At 33.3% G+C, this 19397-nt stretch carries 16 protein-coding genes; 14 read left to right on the top strand and 2 right to left on the bottom strand.

Going from position 1 to position 19397, the window contains the following annotated elements:
• The first annotated feature begins 91 nt into the window (after positions 1-91).
• From ACPWSR_RS04245 to ACPWSR_RS04205, 9 genes are all read left to right on the top strand, one after another.
• A complete protein-coding gene (locus tag ACPWSR_RS04245; protein ID WP_426350462.1) occupies positions 92-1324 on the top strand; it encodes a DegT/DnrJ/EryC1/StrS family aminotransferase in 1233 nt (410 codons plus the stop codon).
• Positions 1278-1946: a sugar transferase gene (locus ACPWSR_RS04240; protein WP_426350461.1), complete on the top strand. Its 669-nt coding sequence runs from the start codon at positions 1278-1280 to the stop codon at positions 1944-1946. The genes ACPWSR_RS04245 and ACPWSR_RS04240 overlap by 47 nt, the downstream gene beginning before the upstream one ends.
• Complete coding sequence (locus ACPWSR_RS04235) at positions 1943-2587, top strand: acetyltransferase (protein WP_426350460.1); 645 nt, start codon at positions 1943-1945, stop codon at positions 2585-2587. The genes ACPWSR_RS04240 and ACPWSR_RS04235 overlap by 4 nt, the downstream gene beginning before the upstream one ends.
• A 69-nt stretch (positions 2588-2656) precedes the next feature.
• Positions 2657-3886, top strand: coding sequence for a glycosyltransferase family 4 protein (locus ACPWSR_RS04230; protein WP_426350459.1), 1230 nt, complete (start codon positions 2657-2659; stop codon positions 3884-3886).
• A gap of 2 nt (positions 3887-3888) precedes the next feature.
• Positions 3889-4941 (top strand): polysaccharide biosynthesis protein, encoded by a 1053-nt coding sequence (locus tag ACPWSR_RS04225; protein WP_426350458.1) that lies wholly within the window; start codon positions 3889-3891, stop codon positions 4939-4941.
• 17 nt (positions 4942-4958) lie between these two features.
• Entirely contained in the window at positions 4959-6068 is a 1110-nt protein-coding gene (locus ACPWSR_RS04220; RefSeq protein WP_426350457.1) for a capsular polysaccharide biosynthesis protein CapF, read from the top strand.
• A gap of 4 nt (positions 6069-6072) precedes the next feature.
• The gene (gene wecB, locus ACPWSR_RS04215) at positions 6073-7197 is read left to right on the top strand and encodes a non-hydrolyzing UDP-N-acetylglucosamine 2-epimerase (protein ID WP_426350456.1); all 1125 of its coding nucleotides are present in this window, start codon (positions 6073-6075) and stop codon (positions 7195-7197) included.
• Between the two features lie 255 nt (positions 7198-7452).
• Positions 7453-9369, top strand: coding sequence for a polysaccharide biosynthesis protein (locus ACPWSR_RS04210; RefSeq protein ID WP_426350455.1), 1917 nt, complete (start codon positions 7453-7455; stop codon positions 9367-9369).
• A gap of 546 nt (positions 9370-9915) precedes the next feature.
• Positions 9916-10755, top strand: a complete 840-nt coding sequence (locus ACPWSR_RS04205) for an NlpC/P60 family protein (protein ID WP_426350454.1) — start codon at positions 9916-9918, stop codon at positions 10753-10755.
• 251 nt (positions 10756-11006) lie between these two features.
• Here ACPWSR_RS04205 and ACPWSR_RS04200 read toward each other — a convergent pair whose 3' ends face one another.
• Positions 11007-11231 (bottom strand): IS3 family transposase, encoded by a 225-nt coding sequence (locus tag ACPWSR_RS04200; RefSeq protein WP_426350453.1) that lies wholly within the window; start codon positions 11229-11231, stop codon positions 11007-11009.
• 253 nt (positions 11232-11484) lie between these two features.
• The gene (locus ACPWSR_RS04195; protein WP_426350452.1) at positions 11485-11844 is read right to left on the bottom strand and encodes an IS3 family transposase; all 360 of its coding nucleotides are present in this window, start codon (positions 11842-11844) and stop codon (positions 11485-11487) included.
• Positions 11845-12299: 455 nt separating this feature from the next.
• Here ACPWSR_RS04195 and ACPWSR_RS04190 point away from each other — a divergent pair, with 455 nt between their 5' ends.
• The 5 genes from ACPWSR_RS04190 to ACPWSR_RS04170 all read left to right on the top strand — a co-directional run bounded on the left by ACPWSR_RS04190 (position 12300) and on the right by ACPWSR_RS04170 (position 19325).
• Complete coding sequence (locus ACPWSR_RS04190) at positions 12300-14201, top strand: polysaccharide biosynthesis protein (protein WP_426350451.1); 1902 nt, start codon at positions 12300-12302, stop codon at positions 14199-14201.
• A 369-nt stretch (positions 14202-14570) separates the two neighbouring features.
• Positions 14571-16484, top strand: a complete 1914-nt coding sequence (locus tag ACPWSR_RS04185) for a polysaccharide biosynthesis protein (protein WP_426350450.1) — start codon at positions 14571-14573, stop codon at positions 16482-16484.
• Positions 16485-16809: 325 nt separating this feature from the next.
• Positions 16810-18012, top strand: coding sequence for a DegT/DnrJ/EryC1/StrS family aminotransferase (locus ACPWSR_RS04180; RefSeq protein ID WP_426350449.1), 1203 nt, complete (start codon positions 16810-16812; stop codon positions 18010-18012).
• On the top strand, positions 18013-18690 hold the full coding sequence (locus ACPWSR_RS04175) for a sugar transferase (RefSeq protein WP_426350448.1): 678 nt from the start codon (positions 18013-18015) through the stop codon (positions 18688-18690).
• Positions 18687-19325 carry an acetyltransferase gene (locus tag ACPWSR_RS04170; protein WP_426350447.1) on the top strand — a complete coding sequence of 213 codons (639 nt, stop codon included), beginning with the start codon at positions 18687-18689 and terminating at the stop codon, positions 19323-19325. Before ACPWSR_RS04175 ends, ACPWSR_RS04170 begins: the two co-directional genes overlap by 4 nt.
• The last annotated feature ends 72 nt before the right edge of the window (positions 19326-19397 follow it).

Genomic DNA, 19397 nt, shown 5'->3' with positions numbered 1-19397 from the left:
TTTAATAAAATGGTAATATATTCTTTGGGATAAATATACAACTAGCCAACTGATTTTTGCTGTAAAGTTATAAGGGAAGGAAGAAAAATTAATGGCAGAGAAGATATTTCTTTCATCTCCTCATATGAGCGATGAAGGATATGAAATGATGTATGTGAAAGAAGCTTTTGATTCCAATTGGGTTGCTCCTCTTGGAGAGAATGTAGATGAATTTGAAAGGGAATTAGCACATAAGGTTGATATAGGGTATGCAGTGGCATTAACCTCAGGAACTGCAGCTATACATATGGCTTTGAAAGCAGTTGGAGTTGGAAAGGGTGATATTGTTTTTTGTCCTTCTTTGACTTTTTCGGCAACTGCGAATCCAATTATATATCAGGATGCTATACCAGTATTCATAGATAGTGATTTTAGTACATGGAATATGAGCCCAGAAGCATTAAAGAAAGCATTTGAAAAATATCCAAATGTTAAGGCGGTTATTGTAGTTCATCTCTATGGACTTTCTGCGGACATGGATAGAATAATGGACATATGTAAGGAATATAATACTCCAATTATTGAGGATGCTGCAGAATCATTAGGCACTTACTATAAAGGAAAACATACAGGTACCTTTGGGGAATATGGTATTTTTTCATTTAATGGCAATAAGATTATCACCACTTCAGGTGGAGGAATGTTGGTATCCAATAATGAAAAGATGATTAATAAAGTTAGATTTTGGTCTACTCAATCAAAAGAACCGGCAAGACATTATCAGCATAATGAGATTGGCTTTAATTATAGGATGAGTAATATTGTGGCGGGAATTGGAAGAGGACAACTTAAAGTTCTGGACCAGAGAGTCGCAAAGAAGAAATATATTTATGATTATTATAAAAAAGAACTGGAAGGGTTAGATGGTGTTGAGTTTATGCCTGTTAATAAATGGGATAATCCAAACTGCTGGCTAACAAGTATTTTGTTAAGTGGAGATATTAAGCCTATTGATGTAATGCTTGCTTTGGAAACAGAAAATATTGAATCAAGACCTGTATGGAAGCCTATGCATCTTCAGCCTGTATTTACAGAATATGATTTTATTAGCAGCTTACAAAATCAATCTAATGGTAAAGTGACTGCTACACATCAATTTGATTGGAATATCACGAAAAGACCTACTTCAAATAGTGTTTCTGAAGATATTTTTAATAGGGGGATTTGTCTACCAAGTGATTCTAAGATGACTGATGAAGATTTATCAAAAGTATGTAAAATTATTAAGGGGTTATGGAATGAGTATAAAAGTTCAGGACAGACAGAAGAATATCAGAAGTTCTAATAATATTTATAGGAATTATATTAAGAGAATTTTAGATATTATGTTATCTTTGATAGCTATTATTTTTTTAAGTCCTGTTGTGGTAATTATTGTTATTTTAGTGAGAATTAGGTTGGGAACGCCTGTTATATTCAAACAAAAAAGACCAGGGCTAAATGGAAAGATATTTACTTTATATAAGTTTAGAACAATGACTGACGAAAGAGATGAGAATGGTGATTTTTTGCCGGATAGCATTAGATTAACTAAATTTTGCAGAATGTTAAGAAGTACAAGCTTAGATGAGTTGCCAGAACTATTCAATATCCTAAAGGGAGATATGAGTATTATTGGACCTAGGCCGCTTCTTGCTGAGTATCTACCATTATATAATGATTTTGAAAAACATAGACATGACGTAAGACCGGGCTTGTCAGGATGGGCCCAGGTTAACGGCCGTAATACTATTAGCTGGGAAGATAAGTTTAATCTTGATATTGAGTATGTAAATAACATTACATTTTTATTTGATTTAAAGATTATTTGTATAACTATAAAAAAAGTATTCGTTAAAGAGGGAGTTAACTCTGCTTCCTCTGTAACTATGGAAAAGTTTATGGGTAATAAAGGAGGAGGATTATGAAGGATATAGTTATAATTGGTGCAGGTGGATTTGGGAGAGAAGTGGCTTGGCTTATCGAAGAAATAAACAAAGTTAACAGTCAATGGAATATACTGGGGTTTGTAGATGATGATAAATCAGTAGATGGCATGAAAATTAATGGATATAAGGTTGTTGGAAATTTAGAGTGGTTAAAGAAACAACAATTATATGTGATTAATGCTATTGGTGATCCAATAATCAAAAAGAAGGTTATGGATAAGTTAGAAGGTAGTAAAAATAAATATCCTGTTTTAATCCATCCCAATGTTATATTTTCAGAAACGGTTGAGATTGGAGAAGGAACGGTTATATGCGCATCTAACATTCTTACCGTTAACATTTCTGTTGGAAAGCATGTAATTATTAATCTAGATTGTACTGTAGGGCATGATGCTGTTATAGGTGACTATGCTACTATACTTCCAAGTGTAAATATATCAGGATATGTAAATATAGGCAAATGTGTTAGTGTTGGAACATCTTCTGCAATCATTCAAGGAATCTGCGTTGGTGATAATTCAATTATTGGTGCAGGATCCGTTGTCATTAAAGATCTGCCGTCTAATTGTACAGCCATAGGAGTTCCTGCTAAGCCAATTAAATATCACGAAACCAATTAAGAAGAGAATAATGTGTTACATACTACATTGCTGTTTAGAGTTAATGATGATAATAGGAGAATAGGTTGAATGAATGTTCTATTTTTAACTTTAATAGATTTTAGTTCATTAGAAGAAAGAAACATATATACGGATTTGTTGAGAGAATTTATTAAAGATAATCATAATGTATATATAGTTTCACCAACAGAAATAAGAAAAAAAGAAAAGACTCATATTATTGACAAAGGTATATACAAGATACTTAAGTTACAAATCGGTAATATACAAAAAACTAATATTGTTGAAAAGGGTATCTCAACTTTGACATTAGAATCTAGAGTTAAAAAAGGACTCAAAAAATACTTTTCCAGTGTAAAGTTTGACTTGATTTTATATTCAACCCCTCCCATAACCCTTACTAAAGCTATAGGATATATTAAAAAAAGGGATGGGGCGAGAACATACTTATTGCTTAAGGATATATTTCCACAAAATGCTGTGGATTTGGATATGATGAGAAAATCGGGATTAAAAGGTATAATACATAGTTATTTTAGAACAAAAGAAAAACAACTCTATAAGCTATCTGATTATATAGGATGTATGTCTAATGCTAATGTTAAATATATATTAAAGCATAATAGGTATTTAGATATGGATTCTGTAGAGGTTTGTCCTAATAGTATAGAGCCCCAAGGGCTTATATATAGCGGGGAAGCTAAGGGAAAAGTTAGAGTAAAGTATGATGTGCCATCAAATAAAGTGGTTTTTATATATGGAGGTAACCTTGGAAAGCCTCAAGGAATTGACTTTTTAATTGAATGCTTAAAAGTAAATAAAAATAATAATGAAGTGTATTTTATTATTGCTGGTTCAGGTACAGAGTTTTATAAGCTTAAAGATTTTTTTGATAATTATAAGCCCGATAATGCGTTACTAGTTCCTCAATTATCGAAGCTAGATTATGAAGAATTATTAAGTATTAGTGATGTAGGTCTTATTTTTTTGGATAAGAGATTTACCATTCCTAATTTTCCATCCAGACTTCTATCTTATATGGAAGCAGCTATGCCAATATTGGCTTCCACGGATATTACCACAGATATTGCGGATATAATAAGAGAAGGAAATTTCGGATATTGGAGTGAGAGTGGCGATTTAGAAAGCTTTAATCAAAACTTACAAAAGATATTAAATGAGAAAACTAGAACAGAAATGGGTCTTAATGCTAGGAATTATCTTGAAAGAAATTATACATCAAAAGACTCATATAGGATAATTATGAGTCATTTTAATTATGTGAGAAGAGAGGATTAAATATGTTTGAGAATAAGACATTGTTAATTACAGGTGGCACAGGTTCTTTTGGGAATGCTGTTATGAAGAGATTCTTAAATACGGATATCAAAGAAATTAGGATTTTTTCAAGAGATGAGAAAAAACAAGACGATATGAGAAAGCTATATAAAAATGAAAAGCTTAAATTTTATATTGGAGATGTAAGAGATCTGGCTAGTGTTAAAAATGCAATGCATGGAGTAGACTATATATTTCATGCCGCAGCTCTCAAACAGGTACCTTCTTGTGAGTTTTTTCCGTTAGAAGCTGTTAAAACAAATGTGATTGGAACTGATAACGTACTAACTTCAGCCGTAGAAGCAGGGGTTAAAAAGGTTATATGCTTGTCGACAGATAAAGCTGCCTATCCAATAAATGCTATGGGAATATCAAAAGCTATGATGGAGAAAGTATTTGTTGCTAAATCTAAGACGGTATCTCCTGATAAAACCTTAATCTGCGGTACTAGGTATGGAAATGTTATGGCTTCTAGGGGTTCTGTAATCCCTCTGTTTATTGAACAGATAAAAAGTGGACAGCCATTAACAGTTACTGATCCCGATATGACTAGGTTTTTAATGAGTCTTGAAGAAGCTGTTGAATTAGTAATATTTGCATTCCATAATGCAGAAGCTGGCGATATTATGGTTCAGAAATCCCCAGCCTCCACAATAGGTGACTTAGCACTGGCAATTAAAGAACTGTTCAATGTAGATAATGAAATTAAAGTTATAGGTACTAGACATGGGGAAAAGAGATATGAAACACTTTTAACTAGAGAAGAGTATGTAGTATCTGAGGATATGAGTGGATTCTTCCGAGTACCTGCAGATACAAGGGATCTAAACTATGACAAGTATTTTATCGATGGTGACGAAAAGTTATCTACAGACATAGAATATAATTCTGATAATACAGAAAGGCTCACTTTAAAGCAGATTAAAGAGAAACTTTTATCTCTTGATTATGTAAGAAAAGAGTTAGAACTGTTTAACGCTAGAAGTGAGGCGGCAGCCAGTATCAATGAAAATTAGAAAGGCTGGATAATAGAATGAAGATATTAGTAACTGGAGCAAAAGGCTTTATAGGTAAAAATCTTATAGCAGAACTTAAGAATAGGAAGTACTTTGATATATTTGAATATGATATTGATACACAACCAGAATTACTAGAAGATTATTGTACAAAAGCTGAATTTATATACCATTTAGCAGGAGTTAATAGACCAAAGGAACAATCAGAATTTATGAAAGGTAACTTTGGTTTTACATCAGCTCTTCTTGATTTGCTTAAAAAGCATAAAAATAATTGTCCTATTATGATTTCGTCATCTATTCAGGCTGAATTAAATAATCCGTATGGGAATAGTAAAAAAGCTGGTGAAGACTTGATTTTTAATTATGGCATAGAAAATAATGCTAAGGTGTTTGTCTATAGATTCCCTAATGTCTTTGGAAAGTGGTGTAAGCCCAATTATAATAGCGCGGTAGCTACATTCTGTCACAATATTGCTAATGATAAGCCTATAACCGTTAATAATTCAGATGTGGTTATGAATCTTGTGTATATTGATGATGTTGTGGAGGAACTTATAAATGCATTAAATGGAAGAGAGAATAAAGTTGGAAGTTATTGCGTAGTGACAACTGCTCATACCATAGCATTAGGAAAAATTGTAGAGTTAATATATTCTTTTAAAAAAAGTCGAGAAGAACTTTCTATACCAGATATGTCTGATGTTTTTACCAAGAAGCTTTATAGTACATATTTAAGTTACTTACCAGAAGATAGATTCAGTTATCCCTTAAAAATGAATATAGATAATAGGGGATCCTTTACTGAATTTATCAAGACAGCTGAAAGAGGACAAATATCTGTAAATATATCAAAACCAGGAATTACAAAGGTAAACCATTGGCATCATACAAAAAATGAGAAGTTCCTTGTGGTAAGTGGAGTCGGAGTTATTCGTTTTAGAAGAATAGATTCAGATGAAATCATCGAATATTATGTAAACGGGGATAAACTTGAGGTAGTAGATATACCTACAGGATATACACATAACATAGAAAACTTAGGAGATAAGGATATGGTTACTGTAATGTGGGCTAATGAGCAATTTGATCCAGACAGACCAGATACTTATTATTTGGAGGTTTAGAAGCATGAAGAAGCTAAAGGTAATGACTGTTGTAGGTACAAGACCTGAAATAATCCGTCTTTCAGCTGTTATTAATAAGTTGGAGGAGTCAGGAGCTATTGATCATATTCTTGTACATACAGGACAAAACTATGATTATGAACTTAATGAAGTGTTTTTTAATGACTTTAGTTTAAGAAAGCCAGACTATTTTCTTGATGCTGCTAATGGTACTGCTATAGAGACCATTGGAAATATATTGATTAAAATAGACCCAATTATGGAAAAAGTAAATCCTGATGCTATACTCGTTCTCGGAGACACAAACAGTTGTCTGTGTGCAATAGCGGCTAAGAGACGTCATATACCAATATTCCATATGGAAGCTGGTAATAGATGCTTCGATCAGAGAGTTCCTGAAGAAACAAACAGAAAGATTGTAGACCATATAGCAGATATTAATCTTACTTATAGTGATATAGCTAGGGAATATTTACTTAGGGAAGGTGTGTCGGCAGATAGAATAATAAAAACTGGAAGTCCTATGTTTGAAGTTCTAGAGTCAAGAAAAAATGATATAGAGGGTTCTGATATTCTTAAAAGACTGGGACTTGACCGTGGCAATTATTTTGTAGTTTCAGCACATAGGGAAGAAAACATAAACTCAGAAGAAAATTTTATGGACCTAGTAGATAGCTTGAATACCATAGCTGAAAAATATCAGTTGCCACTTATTGTAAGTACACATCCTAGAACAAGAAAGATGATTGAGTCTAAAAACATACAGTTTAATAAACTCATTAAAACTATGAAGCCATTAGGATTCAATGACTATAATCAGCTTCAGTTAAATGCAAAAGTTGTACTAAGTGATAGTGGAACAATTAGTGAGGAGTCTTCTATATTAGGATTTAAGGCACTAAATATCAGAGAAGCTCATGAAAGACCTGAAGCAATGGAAGAAGCAGCAGTTATGATGGTTGGACTAAAGAAGGATAGAATTCTTCAAGGGCTAGAGATTTTGGAAACACAGGAAAAGGATAGATTAAGGCTAGTAAAGGATTATTCCATGCCTAATGTTTCAGATAAGGTACTTAGAATAATTCTCTCCTATACTGACTATATTAATAGAGTTATTTGGAGTAAGTAAGTTTCGAATTTGGTGACTTTGTTAACAGTATTTTAACTTTTATAGCTCATTAAATAACGTAATAATTACGTAATGTTAGTCAGGCTATGAAATAGAGAGTGTTATTAAAATATGGTTCAAAAGTATTTTATATTTAAATATGTCAGATATAGAATAATAGACAAATTATTTATTAGATGGAACATATACCTATCGGATATGCAACAGAACAGTTATGTAATTATTTGTTTTTATGGGTAATAAAGGGGGGCAAAAATGAGACTACAAAGGGTGCGTAAGCTTATATTAGCTTTATGTGACATATTCGTTATCAACCTTAGTTTTATATTAGCTTTGGTTTTTCGTTTTGGGTTTAATGTGCCAGGAGAGCTAATAGAGCTTTATAAAATGTTTGTTATACCTATAACGTTAATTTACGTATTATTCTTTAAGCTGTTTAATCTTTACAATAGTTTGTGGAGTTATGCTGGGATTGATGAGGTAATAACCATTGCAACAGCTAATGTTCTGTGCAATTTAATTATTTTAGGCATTAATATAATATTACCAGATTATCTTCCTTATTCTGTTATTATTTTTTCAGGAATATTGATAACGATGTTTACTATGGCCTTTAGATTAGCTTTTAGATTTTATAGGCAATTTACTATTTTGAAGAATAAGGTGGATAAAGTTGATTTTAAGAGAGTACTTATTGTGGGAGCTGGTTATGCTGGCATAAATCTTTTAAAAGATATAGAAAGAAATCCTCATTACTGCTATCAGCCGATAGGATTTATAGATGATAATCCTTTTAAGAAAAATAAACTTATATCTGGAATAAAAGTTTTAGGGTGTAGTGATGATATTAAAGCAATTACTGATATGTATGAAATAGACTTGATAATACTGGCTATCCCTTCCCTAGGAGAGGAATTAAGGGGAAAGCTCCTTAAAATATGTAGTGAAACTGGCTGTGAAGTAAAAACTATGCCAGGAGTATGGGAGCTTCTAAAGGATAGATCCTATATTAATCAGGTAAGAGGTATTAATTTAAAAGATATCTTAGGAAGAGAACCAGTCAAACTGGACAATGAAGGCATTGAGGAATACATAACAAATCAAAGAGTTATGGTAACCGGGGGAGGAGGATCTATTGGTTCTGAACTTTGCAGACAGATAATAAGCTTTAAGCCCCGGGAGCTGATTATTCTAGATATCTATGAAAATAATGCTTATAATCTTCAAAATGAGCTTCTTAGGAAGCATCCAGGACTTAATTTGACTGTTTTAATTGCTTCTGTAAGAGATAGAAAGAGGCTCGAAAAGATATTTGAGGAGTATAGGCCGTCTGTGGTATTCCATGCAGCAGCACATAAGCATGTTCCGCTAATGGAGACTAGTCCTGGTGAAGCAATAAAGAATAATGTTATGGGTACACTTAATACTGCGGAATGTGCAGATAAATATGGAGTGAATAGGTTTGTTCTTATATCCACCGATAAGGCCGTAAATCCAACAAATGTAATGGGGGCTTCTAAGAGAATCTGCGAAATGATTATTCAATCTATTAATACTAAGAGTAGAACGGAGTTTGTAGCTGTAAGATTCGGAAATGTACTAGGGAGCAACGGCTCAGTAATTCCACTTTTCGAAAATCAGATTCAAGAAGGTGGTCCTGTAACAGTTACCCATAAAGACATAACAAGGTATTTTATGCTGATCCCGGAAGCAGCTCAGCTGGTGCTGCAGGCAGGAGCTTATGCTAAAGGTGGTGAGATATTTGTATTGGATATGGGTAGTCCCGTGAGAATATATGATATGGCAGAGGATATTATTAGATTATCAGGATATGAACCTCATAAAGATATAAAAATTCAGGTAACAGGACTTAGACCCGGAGAAAAGCTCTACGAAGAGCTACTTATGGATGAAGAAGGACTAAAAAATACAGATCATGAGAAAATATTTATTGGAAAACCTGGAGAGTTTGACTTTCATGAAGTTAAGAGACAAATAAATGAGCTTCTAGATGTAGTTGCTTTTGGTACAAAGGAACAGATTAAGGATAAAGTTGCGGAAGTAGTACCTACCTATTATAGAGAGGATAGAGATAATTATTCAGCAGTAGAAGAGAATTACTCATTAAAAGAAATTACTGATAAAAAATCATATTTATTAAATAGAATGTAAAATAGTGTGTTTTGCAATACTAAATGATAATCATAACTAAAATTTCATTTTAATAGAATTATAGAGTCTTCACTAAGTGCTGGTGAAGACTCTTTGTCGTATACTTTTGAAATTTATATTGCCTGTCTATACATCAAATGACTTTTTTTAAATACTTCATAAAACTACAGACATATATCTAATAATTCATGGTTAAATTATTGGAATAATTAGTAACTGTTATTTAAAATATTGTAGATTGTCAGGTGAATTTGATTCATCATTAACATTCTATATGTGTATATTATGAGAATATTTCGTGCGATAACTGAAGATGAGCCAGTTTTAAAAGAAAGCAACAGTAATAAACGATTTTAATAACATTAAGTTACAAATTAACAATTTATTAACATGAAATCTGTTGATTAAAATGGTAATAAAGTGATAAAATGCCAGTATATTGTTTAATATATTATTAAAATAAATTATATAATAAGTAAAAATGCAAATAAGGGGATAAAGGTATAAGTCGAATAATATCTTTATACAAATATACCGGGGGGTAATATGAAAAAAATACAAAAGAAATTAATGTTTGCATCTCTAATTATTGCATCAGTAATTGCTGCTAATGGAATAAAGGTAGATGCACTGGGAAATGTTTCTATAAATTATAAATCTCATGTTTCCAATATAGGTTGGATGAGTTCTGTAAGCGATGGTGATATTTCGGGAACTACTGGAAGAGCATTGCCTATGGAAGCAATTAATATATCATCGCCTAGTGATGATTTCAAGATAGAGTACAAGGCTCATGTGAGGAGTATAGGAGACATGCCTGTTACTAATGAAGGAAATAATGCTGGAACAACGGGAAGGGCGCTGCCGATAGAAGCTATATCAGTATCCTTGAAGGATTCTAAGGAGAATGAAGCTTCAGGGTATATAGTAAAATATAGAGCTCATGTAGAAGATATTGGCTGGATGCCATGGGTAAGTAACGGACAGTGGGCAGGTACTAAAGGACAAGCTAAGAGCATAGAAGCTATTCAAATATATATTGAACGTGTTAATAATGGCGTTGAGGTAGTAGAATATGCTAAAAAGTTCTTAGGTATTCCTTATGTATGGGGAGGTACAACCCCTAATGGCTTTGACTGTTCGGGATATGTACAATATGTATATAAGAACTTTGGAATTAATGTACCAAGAACTACCTATGATCAGGTTAATGCAGGTTCAGCTGTAGCACAAAGTGATTTAAAGCCTGGAGACATTGTATTTACCAGTGCTGATCATGTTGGAATATACGTAGGAGATAATCAAATAATTCATTCTCCTAAAGCTGGGGACGTAGTGAAGATTTCTACTATTTGGAGCTTTTATAAGGCTAGAAGAATATTGTAAAGATATATAAAATAAATAAATTAAAGTGTTTAATAAAGAATAATACTGTGATAACCTTTGCTAATTTAGTGGAGGTTATTTTTATAGATTTTAATATTTTAATTATTATATATAAATGATGTAGATTCAAATTTAATATTGATTAATCATAAGAATAATTGAATTAATATACATTCAAAAATGAATGATATATAGGATGTTTATGCTAACCTAAAATTAGGTCAGTGGAGACGCGGACGTTTTGTTGGACCTTAAATGGCAAATCCCAGACTCTTTCTATAGTCTATCGGACTCATTCCTCCAAGTGATAGCTTAATCCGCTTTTTAGCATACCACTGCATATATTTATTAAGCTGGTCTATAAACTGCTTAATATTAATACCAGCCCATGAATATCCGTAAAACATTTCATTCTTTAACCTGCCAAAGAATCCTTCACAGGCAGAATTATCAGGAGAGCCCGCCTTCCTAGACATAGAACGTGTGAGGCCTGAATTTCTCATGGGATAAATCCATCCGGACTAACGATAATGCCGTGCACGATCTGAATGAATATTGTTTTTTTCATTTTCTCCAAGAACTGAAACAGCTGGATCGAGCACTGTATTTACTAGCTCAGCATTTGGAGATGTGCCAATAGTCCAACTAGCGGCAACCCATCAAAACAATCAATGATTGGTGAAAATATACTTTCTCTGCGGGAATATGAAATTCAGTTATATCCGTTAGTCATTTGCTATTAGGTTTATCAGCATGGAAATCTCGCTCAATGACGTTTTCAACTTCACTACTAATTTCGCCCTTGTGGGAACTATGTTTTTTCCGTTTGATATTTAGGACTGATAGATTCTTTTCCTTCATTATCCGGAGAACTATCTTTTCGGATACAGTAGTTCCATCTGATTTTATTACAGAATGAATTCTACGGTATTCATATCTACTTGAGGATTCATTGAAGGCATCTTTTATTTTTGTTCTTAAATTGTAATAATCTCTGTTTATTTTAGCAGAGGTTATTTTTTGAATTAAATATTTATTGATTTTTAAGTGGAAGAAATGAATTATTATGCTTCCCAGATGAATAAACAAGTAGAAAAACTTACCGATTATTTTGATATATAATAAGCCAAATTATTATAATAATATAATTTTGATATTTTGTTAATAAATTGATGATAATTGAAGAAAATATTAAGAATTTACATTATATTTTAAATATACATATTGTAAATTAGTCATATTATAGTAAAATAGAATACGTTAATAAAAACTATTATTCAATTAAAATAAAATCTTTATGATTAATAAATACTTCATAATATTTTGTTATATTTTACCTAAAATACTAATAGTGTAATAGCTAGTAGATAGGCTTACGGTTATTTGGATATATTACACAGGGTAGTTAAGATATAGATTTATAAATATAATGGTCATTGGTTATATATAGAGGCTTTAATTTGTTAAGTTATTATACTTAATTGATGAATAATTATTAAATAATATTCCTTTTTTGGATATTGAGTGTTGAAAGGAGGGAAGGAATGAAAATACAAAAGGTTCGAAAGTTAATTTTAGCTTTATGTGATATTTTCTTCATCAACTTGAGCTTAATTTTAGCCTTATTTTTTCGTTTCTCCTTTGATATACCTGGGGATTTGCTAGATAACTATAAATTAATGCTCATACCTATAACACTGATATATATTGTTACCTTTAAGGTTTTTAATCTTTATAGAAGCTTATGGACTTATGCCAGTATAGATGAGCTTGTTTCTATTATTGAGGCAAATGTATTATGTAATTCTGTGATACTAATTATAAATATATTTATGCCTTCCAGGCTTCCCTATTCGGTAATTATATTCGCTGGAATATTGACAAGCATCTTCACCGCAGCCTTTCGACTTGTTTTTAGGTTCTATAGACGGTTTTCTATCCTTAAGAATAAAGTTGATAAGTCCAGTTACAAGAGAGTACTAATAGTTGGGGCAGGCTATGCGGGGATAAGCCTCTTAAAGGATATAGAAATGAATCCGCAATATTGCTATATGCCTGTAGGCTTTATAGATGATGATCCTTACAAGAAGGAAAGATCAATTTCTGGAGTGAAGGTATTAGGAAGCAGTGAGGAGATAAAGGAGATAGTATCGATCTATGAGGTGGATATAATAATTCTGGCTATTCCTTCCCTGAGCAAGGAAAGAAGAAGTGTTCTTCTCAAGAGCTGCAACGAAACTGGCTGTGAGATAAAGACTGTACCAGGGGTATGGGAATTCTTAGAAGGAAGGCCTTATATCACTCAGGTAAGAGGTATTGATCTTGAGGATATTCTTGGTAGAGAACCAGTAAGGCTGGATAATGAAGGAATAGAAGAATATATAAAAGATCAGAAGGTTATGGTTACTGGAGGAGGAGGCTCTATAGGTTCAGAGCTCTGCAGGCAGATAGCCAGCTATAAGCCTCAGGAGCTAATAATTATAGATATTTATGAGAACAATGCCTATGATTTGCAGAATGAGCTTACTAGAAGGTATCCTGAGCTGAAGCTGAAGGTATTGATTGCTTCAGTAAGAGAGAAGCAGAGGTTGGATGCTATATTTAATGAATGTAGACCCTCTGTGGTATTTCATGCCGCAGCTCATAAGCATGTTCCATTAATGGAGACAAGCCCTGGGGAGGCTATAAAGAATAATGTAGTAGGAACCTTAAATGCAGCAGAATGTGCTGATAAGTATGGAGTTAATAGATTTGTTTTGATCTCTACCGACAAGGCTGTTAATCCAACAAATGTCATGGGAGCCTCCAAGAGGATATGTGAGATGATAATACAGGCGATTAATTCTAGAAGTGAAACTGAATTTGTTGCTGTAAGGTTCGGCAATGTTCTGGGTAGCAATGGTTCAGTGATACCTCTCTTTGAGAGGCAGATACAGTCTGGAGGTCCAGTAACAGTGACCCATAGGGATATTACTAGATACTTCATGCTTATACCTGAGGCGGCACAGCTTGTATTACAGGCTGGAGCCTATGCTAAGGGTGGAGAAATCTTCGTGCTGGATATGGGAAGCCCTGTAAGAATATATGACATGGCAGAGGATTTAATAAGGCTGTCTGGCTATGAACCCCATAGGGATATAAAAATAGAAGTTACGGGCCTTAGGCCAGGAGAAAAGCTTTATGAAGAGCTTCTAATGAATGAGGAAGGTCTTGAGGAAACAGCCCATGAGAAGATATTTATAGGCAGGCCTGGGGAGTTCGATTTTGATACAGTTAAGAAACAGATACAGGAGATATTAGATGTAGTACGTATAGGAACCAGGGAGCAGGTTAAGGATAAGATAGCTGAGGTTGTTCCTACTTATATAAGAGTAATAAAATATGATGAGGCAAGAAGTAACGAGGTAGAAGGAGTGATTGAAAAGAATATTATGAGTCAAGGGTAAATAAGTAATGAAATCACTCAATTTATATGAAGATTTAAGTTATAGAAAAAAGTAAAAAAAAACTGTAGTAAATTGTAGCTTCCTAATAAATAGCAAGATTAAGGATATAAGTTTTCGAAATATTTTTATCTCAGGAAACTTATTATTAAAAGTTGTAAATTGTATAAAAATGCATTATGTATCAAAAATTCAAGCATTTATTAGTATTTCTTATATATTCCTCTCATATGGAAATAAAATACAGAGCACATAATTAGACTAAATATTAACGAAATGGTAATATTTTCTTTAGGGTATTCTATAAAGTTATTAATCTTAATATTAATTCAATAAAAACATTTTTGTATTTTTTATTTTGGGGGGAGAGGAATGAGACTACAAGAGATACGTAAAATTATTTTAGTTTTATATGACATTATCTCCATTAACGTGAGCTTTATTTTGGCTTTATTTTTTAGATTTTCCTTTGATATACCCACAAGCTTCTTAGAACACTATAAAATGATGTTCATACCAATAACGCTATTATATATGATCGTTTTTAAATCCTTTAATCTTTATAACAGCCTATGGAGCTATGCAAGTGTGGATGAACTTATATCAATTATTGCTTCAAATATTTTAAGCAACGCTGTAATTCTTGGTATCAGCTTAGCGTTGCCGGGTAGTCTGCCTATTTCTGTAATAATTTTTTCGGGAATACTAATAACTATGTTCACCACAGCCTTTCGATTAGCCTTTAGACTTTACAGGAGATTTTCTATATTGGAAAAGAAGGTGGATAAGGCTGGATTTAAAAGGGTACTTATTGTAGGTGCAGGTTATGCAGGTATAAATATTTTGAAGGATATAAAGATGAGTCCTCAGTATGCTTATGAACCAGTAGGGTTTATAGATGATAGCCCCTATAAGAAGGGCAGTATAGTATCTGGGATTAAGGTTTTGGGAAATGTATCAGAAATTAAAGCTATAGCTTCTATGTATAGGATTGATACGATAATACTTGCTATTCCATCCTTAGATAAGGAAGAAAGGCGAAGGCTGCTTAAAATCTGTAGTGAAAGTGGTTGTGAGACAAAGACTATACCAGGAGGCTGGGAGCTTCTTAAGGAAAAGCCTTTTATCAGTCAGGTTAGAGGTATTGATTTAAAGGACATACTAGGACGAGAACAAGTGAAGCTTGATAATAAGGGGATTGAAGAGTATATAAGGGATCAAAGAGTTATGGTTACAGGAGGAGGAGGCTCTATAGGCTCAGAGCTCTGCAGGCAGATAGTTAATTATAAGCCACAGGAATTGATCATATTAGATATATATGAAAATAATGCCTATGACCTTCAGAATGAGCTTTTAAGAAGTTATCCAGAGCTTAATTTGAAGGTTTTAATAGCCTCTGTGAGAGATAAAAGAAGATTGGAAAAGATATTTAAGGAGTACAAGCCTTCTGTAGTATTCCATGCGGCAGCTCATAAGCATGTGCCACTTATGGAAACAAGCCCAGGAGAAGCTATTAAGAATAATGTTATGGGAACCTTAAACACCGCAGAATGTGCGGATAGGTTTGGAGTGAAGAGATTTGTTTTAATCTCTACGGATAAGGCAGTGAATCCTACTAATGTTATGGGAGCTTCTAAGAGGCTATGTGAGATGGTGATTCAGAGTATAAATTCTATAAGCAGTACAGAATTTGTAGCTGTAAGGTTTGGAAATGTTCTGGGGAGTAATGGATCTGTAATTCCACTTTTTGAAAAGCAGATAAAGGCCGGTGGCCCGGTTACAGTTACTCATGAGGAGATAACAAGATATTTTATGCTTATACCAGAAGCTGCACAGCTAGTTCTACAAGCAGGAGCCTATGCTAAGGGTGGAGAGATATTCGTTCTGGACATGGGAAAACCTATAAAAATATATAATATGGCAGAGGACTTAATAAGGCTGTCTGGCTTGGAGCCTCACAAGGATATAAGGATAGAGGTAACAGGGTTGAGGCCTGGTGAAAAGCTGTATGAGGAGCTACTTATGAGTGAAGAAGGGCTTATGGAAACTGCTCATGAGAAGATATTCATAGGAAGGCCTGGAGAGTTTGATTTTGATACTGTTAAGAAGCAGATAAAGGAAATATTAGATGTAATATATATGGGGAATAGAGAGCAGGTTAAGGATAAGATAGCGGAGGTAGTGCCGACCTATTGTAGAGCTGTAGAAAAGGAAAAAATAAGTGTTGCAGAAATAGAAGAGACAGAAATAAAGAAGGATGTTCTTTTTGAATCTAGTTTAAGCTGAATATTGAGATTTGTTGTTATTGGAAGGCATAAGAACTTAAAGCTATAGGAGAGGGGTACGGCGTACTCATGTGAAAAGGGTATAGTTTTAGGCCTCTCTTTAACTTTGAATAAAATGAGAGTTGTAAGGCAGCCACATTGTATAGTGTTAGTAGCTAGTTTTTGTTATCCATCGAATTATTTAATGATGTTTATAAGTAAGTATGAGGTTAGAACTGTACACTAGAATTTTTATATATGAATGTAAGAAGGACTTGAATATAATTTTAGGTTAATTAAGTAGTTATATATAAAATTTTGGATGGATTTATAAGGGGGACATATTTATGTCAGAAAAAATTTGGCTTTCATCACCCCATATGAGTGATGAAGGATATGAAATGGAATATATTAAGGAAGCATTTGACACAAATTGGATTGCACCTTTAGGTACTAATGTAAATATGTTTGAGAAGGAATTAGCTGCAAAGGTAGGAGTTGGACATGCAGCTGCATTATCTTCAGGAACAGCTGCAATACATATGGCTCTTAAAGCTGCAGGTGTAGAGGAGGGAGATATTGTATTCTGTCCTACACTTACATTCTCAGCGACTGCCAACCCTATCATGTATCAAAAAGCAGTACCAGTATTCATAGATAGTGATTATGAGACCTGGAATATGAGTACTGAAGCATTAGAAAGAGCTTTTGAAAAGTATCCTAAGGTTAAAGCAGTACTAGTAGTTCATTTATATGGACTTTCAGCTGATATGGATAAGATAGTTGAGTTATGTAAGAAATATAATGTGATTTTAATAGAAGATGCTGCGGAGTCTTTAGGGTCTTATTATAAGGGAAAGCATACTGGAACCTTTGGGGACTATGGAATATTTAGCTTTAATGGTAATAAGATTATAACTACTTCGGGTGGAGGAATGTTAGTATCTTATAATGAAGAGAGAATTGCAAAGGTGCGTTTCTGGTCAACACAAGCTAGAGATCAAGCAAGGCACTATCAACATAGCGAAGTAGGGTTCAATTATCGTATGAGCAATGTTGTTGCTGGAATTGGCAGAGGTCAGTTAAAGGTATTAGATAAGAGAGTTGAGAAGAAGAACTATATATATGAGTTTTATAAGAGAGAACTGGAACAGCTTGAAGGTTTAGAAATGATGCCGATCAATGAATGGAGTACATCAAATTGCTGGTTAAGCTGTATTACTTTAAGTGGACATGTTAAGCCAATTGACATTATGCTGGCTCTTGAGAAAGAAAACATAGAGTGCAGACCTGTCTGGAAGCCAATGCATATGCAGCCGATATTTAAAGATTACGATTTTGTATCACATTATGAAGATGATGTTAGAGAATTTGTTCCTGCTTCAACGGATGAAACAATAAACAGTATTGCTGTAAAGCATGAAGATGGAAAACAATTGAGTGTATCTGAGGATATATTTAATAGAGGTATTTGTCTTCCAAGTGATACTAAGATGACTGATGAAGATTTGAATAGAGTATGTAAGATTATTAAAGGGTTGTGGGTATAGATGCAAACTGAGATTAAACGAAATATAAAGCCATCCTTGCAATTGCCTGGTAAGGGTGGTTTATATAGAAGATTTTTTAAGAGGCCAATGGATTTTATTTTATCTTTAGTTGCAATTATAGTGTTAAGTCCTGTTTTATTGATTGTCGGAGTGCTAGTTCGAACTAAACTTGGCAGTCCGGTTATTTTTAAGCAGAAAAGACCAGGACTTAATGAGAAGATATTTACGTTATATAAGTTTAGAACTATGACGGATGAGAAAGATGAAAATGGGGATTTGCTACCGGATAGTGTGAGACTTACGAGGTTTGGAAGGTTTTTGAGGAGTACAAGCTTGGATGAATTGCCCGAGCTTTTCAATATTCTTGCAGGAGATATGAGTATTATAGGTCCTAGACCACTATTGGTAGAATATCTTCCTTTATATAATGAACGTCAAAAGAGACGTCATGACGTAAGGCCTGGATTATCTGGTTGGGCTCAGATAAATGGACGAAATGCTATTAGTTGGGAAGATAAGTTTGAGCTTGATGTTGAGTATGTGAAGAAAGTTAGCTTTGTGTTGGATTGGAAGATAATCTTTATAACACTTAAAAAGGTGTTTATAAGAGAAAGCATAAGTTCAGATACTGCTGCTACAATGGAAAGATTTATGGGTACTAAGGAGGGGACTTTTTGAAAAATATAGTTATAATTGGAGCAGGTGGATTTGGAAGAGAAGTTGCCTGGTTGATTGAAGATATAAATAAGGTTAAAAATGAATGGAATATAGTGGGTTTTGTTGATGACAATGAATCAGTACTAGGAAAAGAGATTAATGGACATATAGTTGTAGGAAATATTGATTGGCTAAAGGAACAAGATTTATATGTAATAAATGCTATAGCGGATCCAATAAATAAAAAGGAAGTAATAGAAAGGTTGTCAGGTAGCAAAAATCAATATCCGACACTGATTCATCCAAGTGTTATTTGTTCAAATAGAATTAGATTTGGAGAGGGTTCATTAATTTGTGCGGGTAATATACTTACAGTTGATATAGAGATAGGAAATCATGTAATTATTAATTTAGATTGTACAATTGGGCATGACGTAATTATTGAAGATTATTCAACAATATTACCAAGTGTAAATGTTTCAGGCTTTGTTAGATTAAGTAAATGTACAAGTATAGGGACAGGGTCAGCAATAATACAAGGAGTAACAATAGGAGAGGGAACAGTAATTGGAGCAGGTTCTGTTGTGACTAAAAGTTTGCCTTCTTATTGTACTGCTGTCGGTTCACCTGCAAAACCTATAAAGTTTCGTAAGTGAAAAAAGGAAGAAATGAATAAATGAAAACTATGTAATTTTTTTGATGATGAAAGTATAAATAACTGAATAGGT

The sequence above is a fragment of the Alloiococcus sp. CFN-8 genome, from assembly GCF_049943125.1.
Taxonomy (GTDB): domain Bacteria; phylum Bacillota; class Clostridia; order Clostridiales; family Clostridiaceae; genus JAEXZL01.
Note: the sequence above shows the minus strand (reverse complement) of the source record. Positions and strands in the feature narration are given on the sequence as shown.

What these genes read in the sequence shown, in the direction of transcription:
- ACPWSR_RS04245 (WP_426350462.1), top strand. Translation starts at nt 92, where the DNA reads ATGGCAGAGAAGATATTTCTTTCATCTCCTCATATGAGCGATGAAGGA.
- ACPWSR_RS04240 (WP_426350461.1), top strand. Translation starts at nt 1,278, where the DNA reads ATGAGTATAAAAGTTCAGGACAGACAGAAGAATATCAGAAGTTCTAAT.
- ACPWSR_RS04235 (WP_426350460.1), top strand. Translation starts at nt 1,943, where the DNA reads ATGAAGGATATAGTTATAATTGGTGCAGGTGGATTTGGGAGAGAAGTG.
- ACPWSR_RS04230 (WP_426350459.1), top strand. Translation starts at nt 2,657, where the DNA reads ATGAATGTTCTATTTTTAACTTTAATAGATTTTAGTTCATTAGAAGAA.
- ACPWSR_RS04225 (WP_426350458.1), top strand. Translation starts at nt 3,889, where the DNA reads ATGTTTGAGAATAAGACATTGTTAATTACAGGTGGCACAGGTTCTTTT.
- ACPWSR_RS04220 (WP_426350457.1), top strand. Translation starts at nt 4,959, where the DNA reads ATGAAGATATTAGTAACTGGAGCAAAAGGCTTTATAGGTAAAAATCTT.
- wecB (WP_426350456.1), top strand. Translation starts at nt 6,073, where the DNA reads ATGAAGAAGCTAAAGGTAATGACTGTTGTAGGTACAAGACCTGAAATA.
- ACPWSR_RS04210 (WP_426350455.1), top strand. Translation starts at nt 7,453, where the DNA reads ATGAGACTACAAAGGGTGCGTAAGCTTATATTAGCTTTATGTGACATA.
- ACPWSR_RS04205 (WP_426350454.1), top strand. Translation starts at nt 9,916, where the DNA reads ATGAAAAAAATACAAAAGAAATTAATGTTTGCATCTCTAATTATTGCA.
- ACPWSR_RS04200 (WP_426350453.1), bottom strand. Translation starts at nt 11,231, where the DNA reads ATGTCTAGGAAGGCGGGCTCTCCTGATAATTCTGCCTGTGAAGGATTC.
- ACPWSR_RS04190 (WP_426350451.1), top strand. Translation starts at nt 12,300, where the DNA reads ATGAAAATACAAAAGGTTCGAAAGTTAATTTTAGCTTTATGTGATATT.
- ACPWSR_RS04185 (WP_426350450.1), top strand. Translation starts at nt 14,571, where the DNA reads ATGAGACTACAAGAGATACGTAAAATTATTTTAGTTTTATATGACATT.
- ACPWSR_RS04180 (WP_426350449.1), top strand. Translation starts at nt 16,810, where the DNA reads ATGTCAGAAAAAATTTGGCTTTCATCACCCCATATGAGTGATGAAGGA.
- ACPWSR_RS04175 (WP_426350448.1), top strand. Translation starts at nt 18,013, where the DNA reads ATGCAAACTGAGATTAAACGAAATATAAAGCCATCCTTGCAATTGCCT.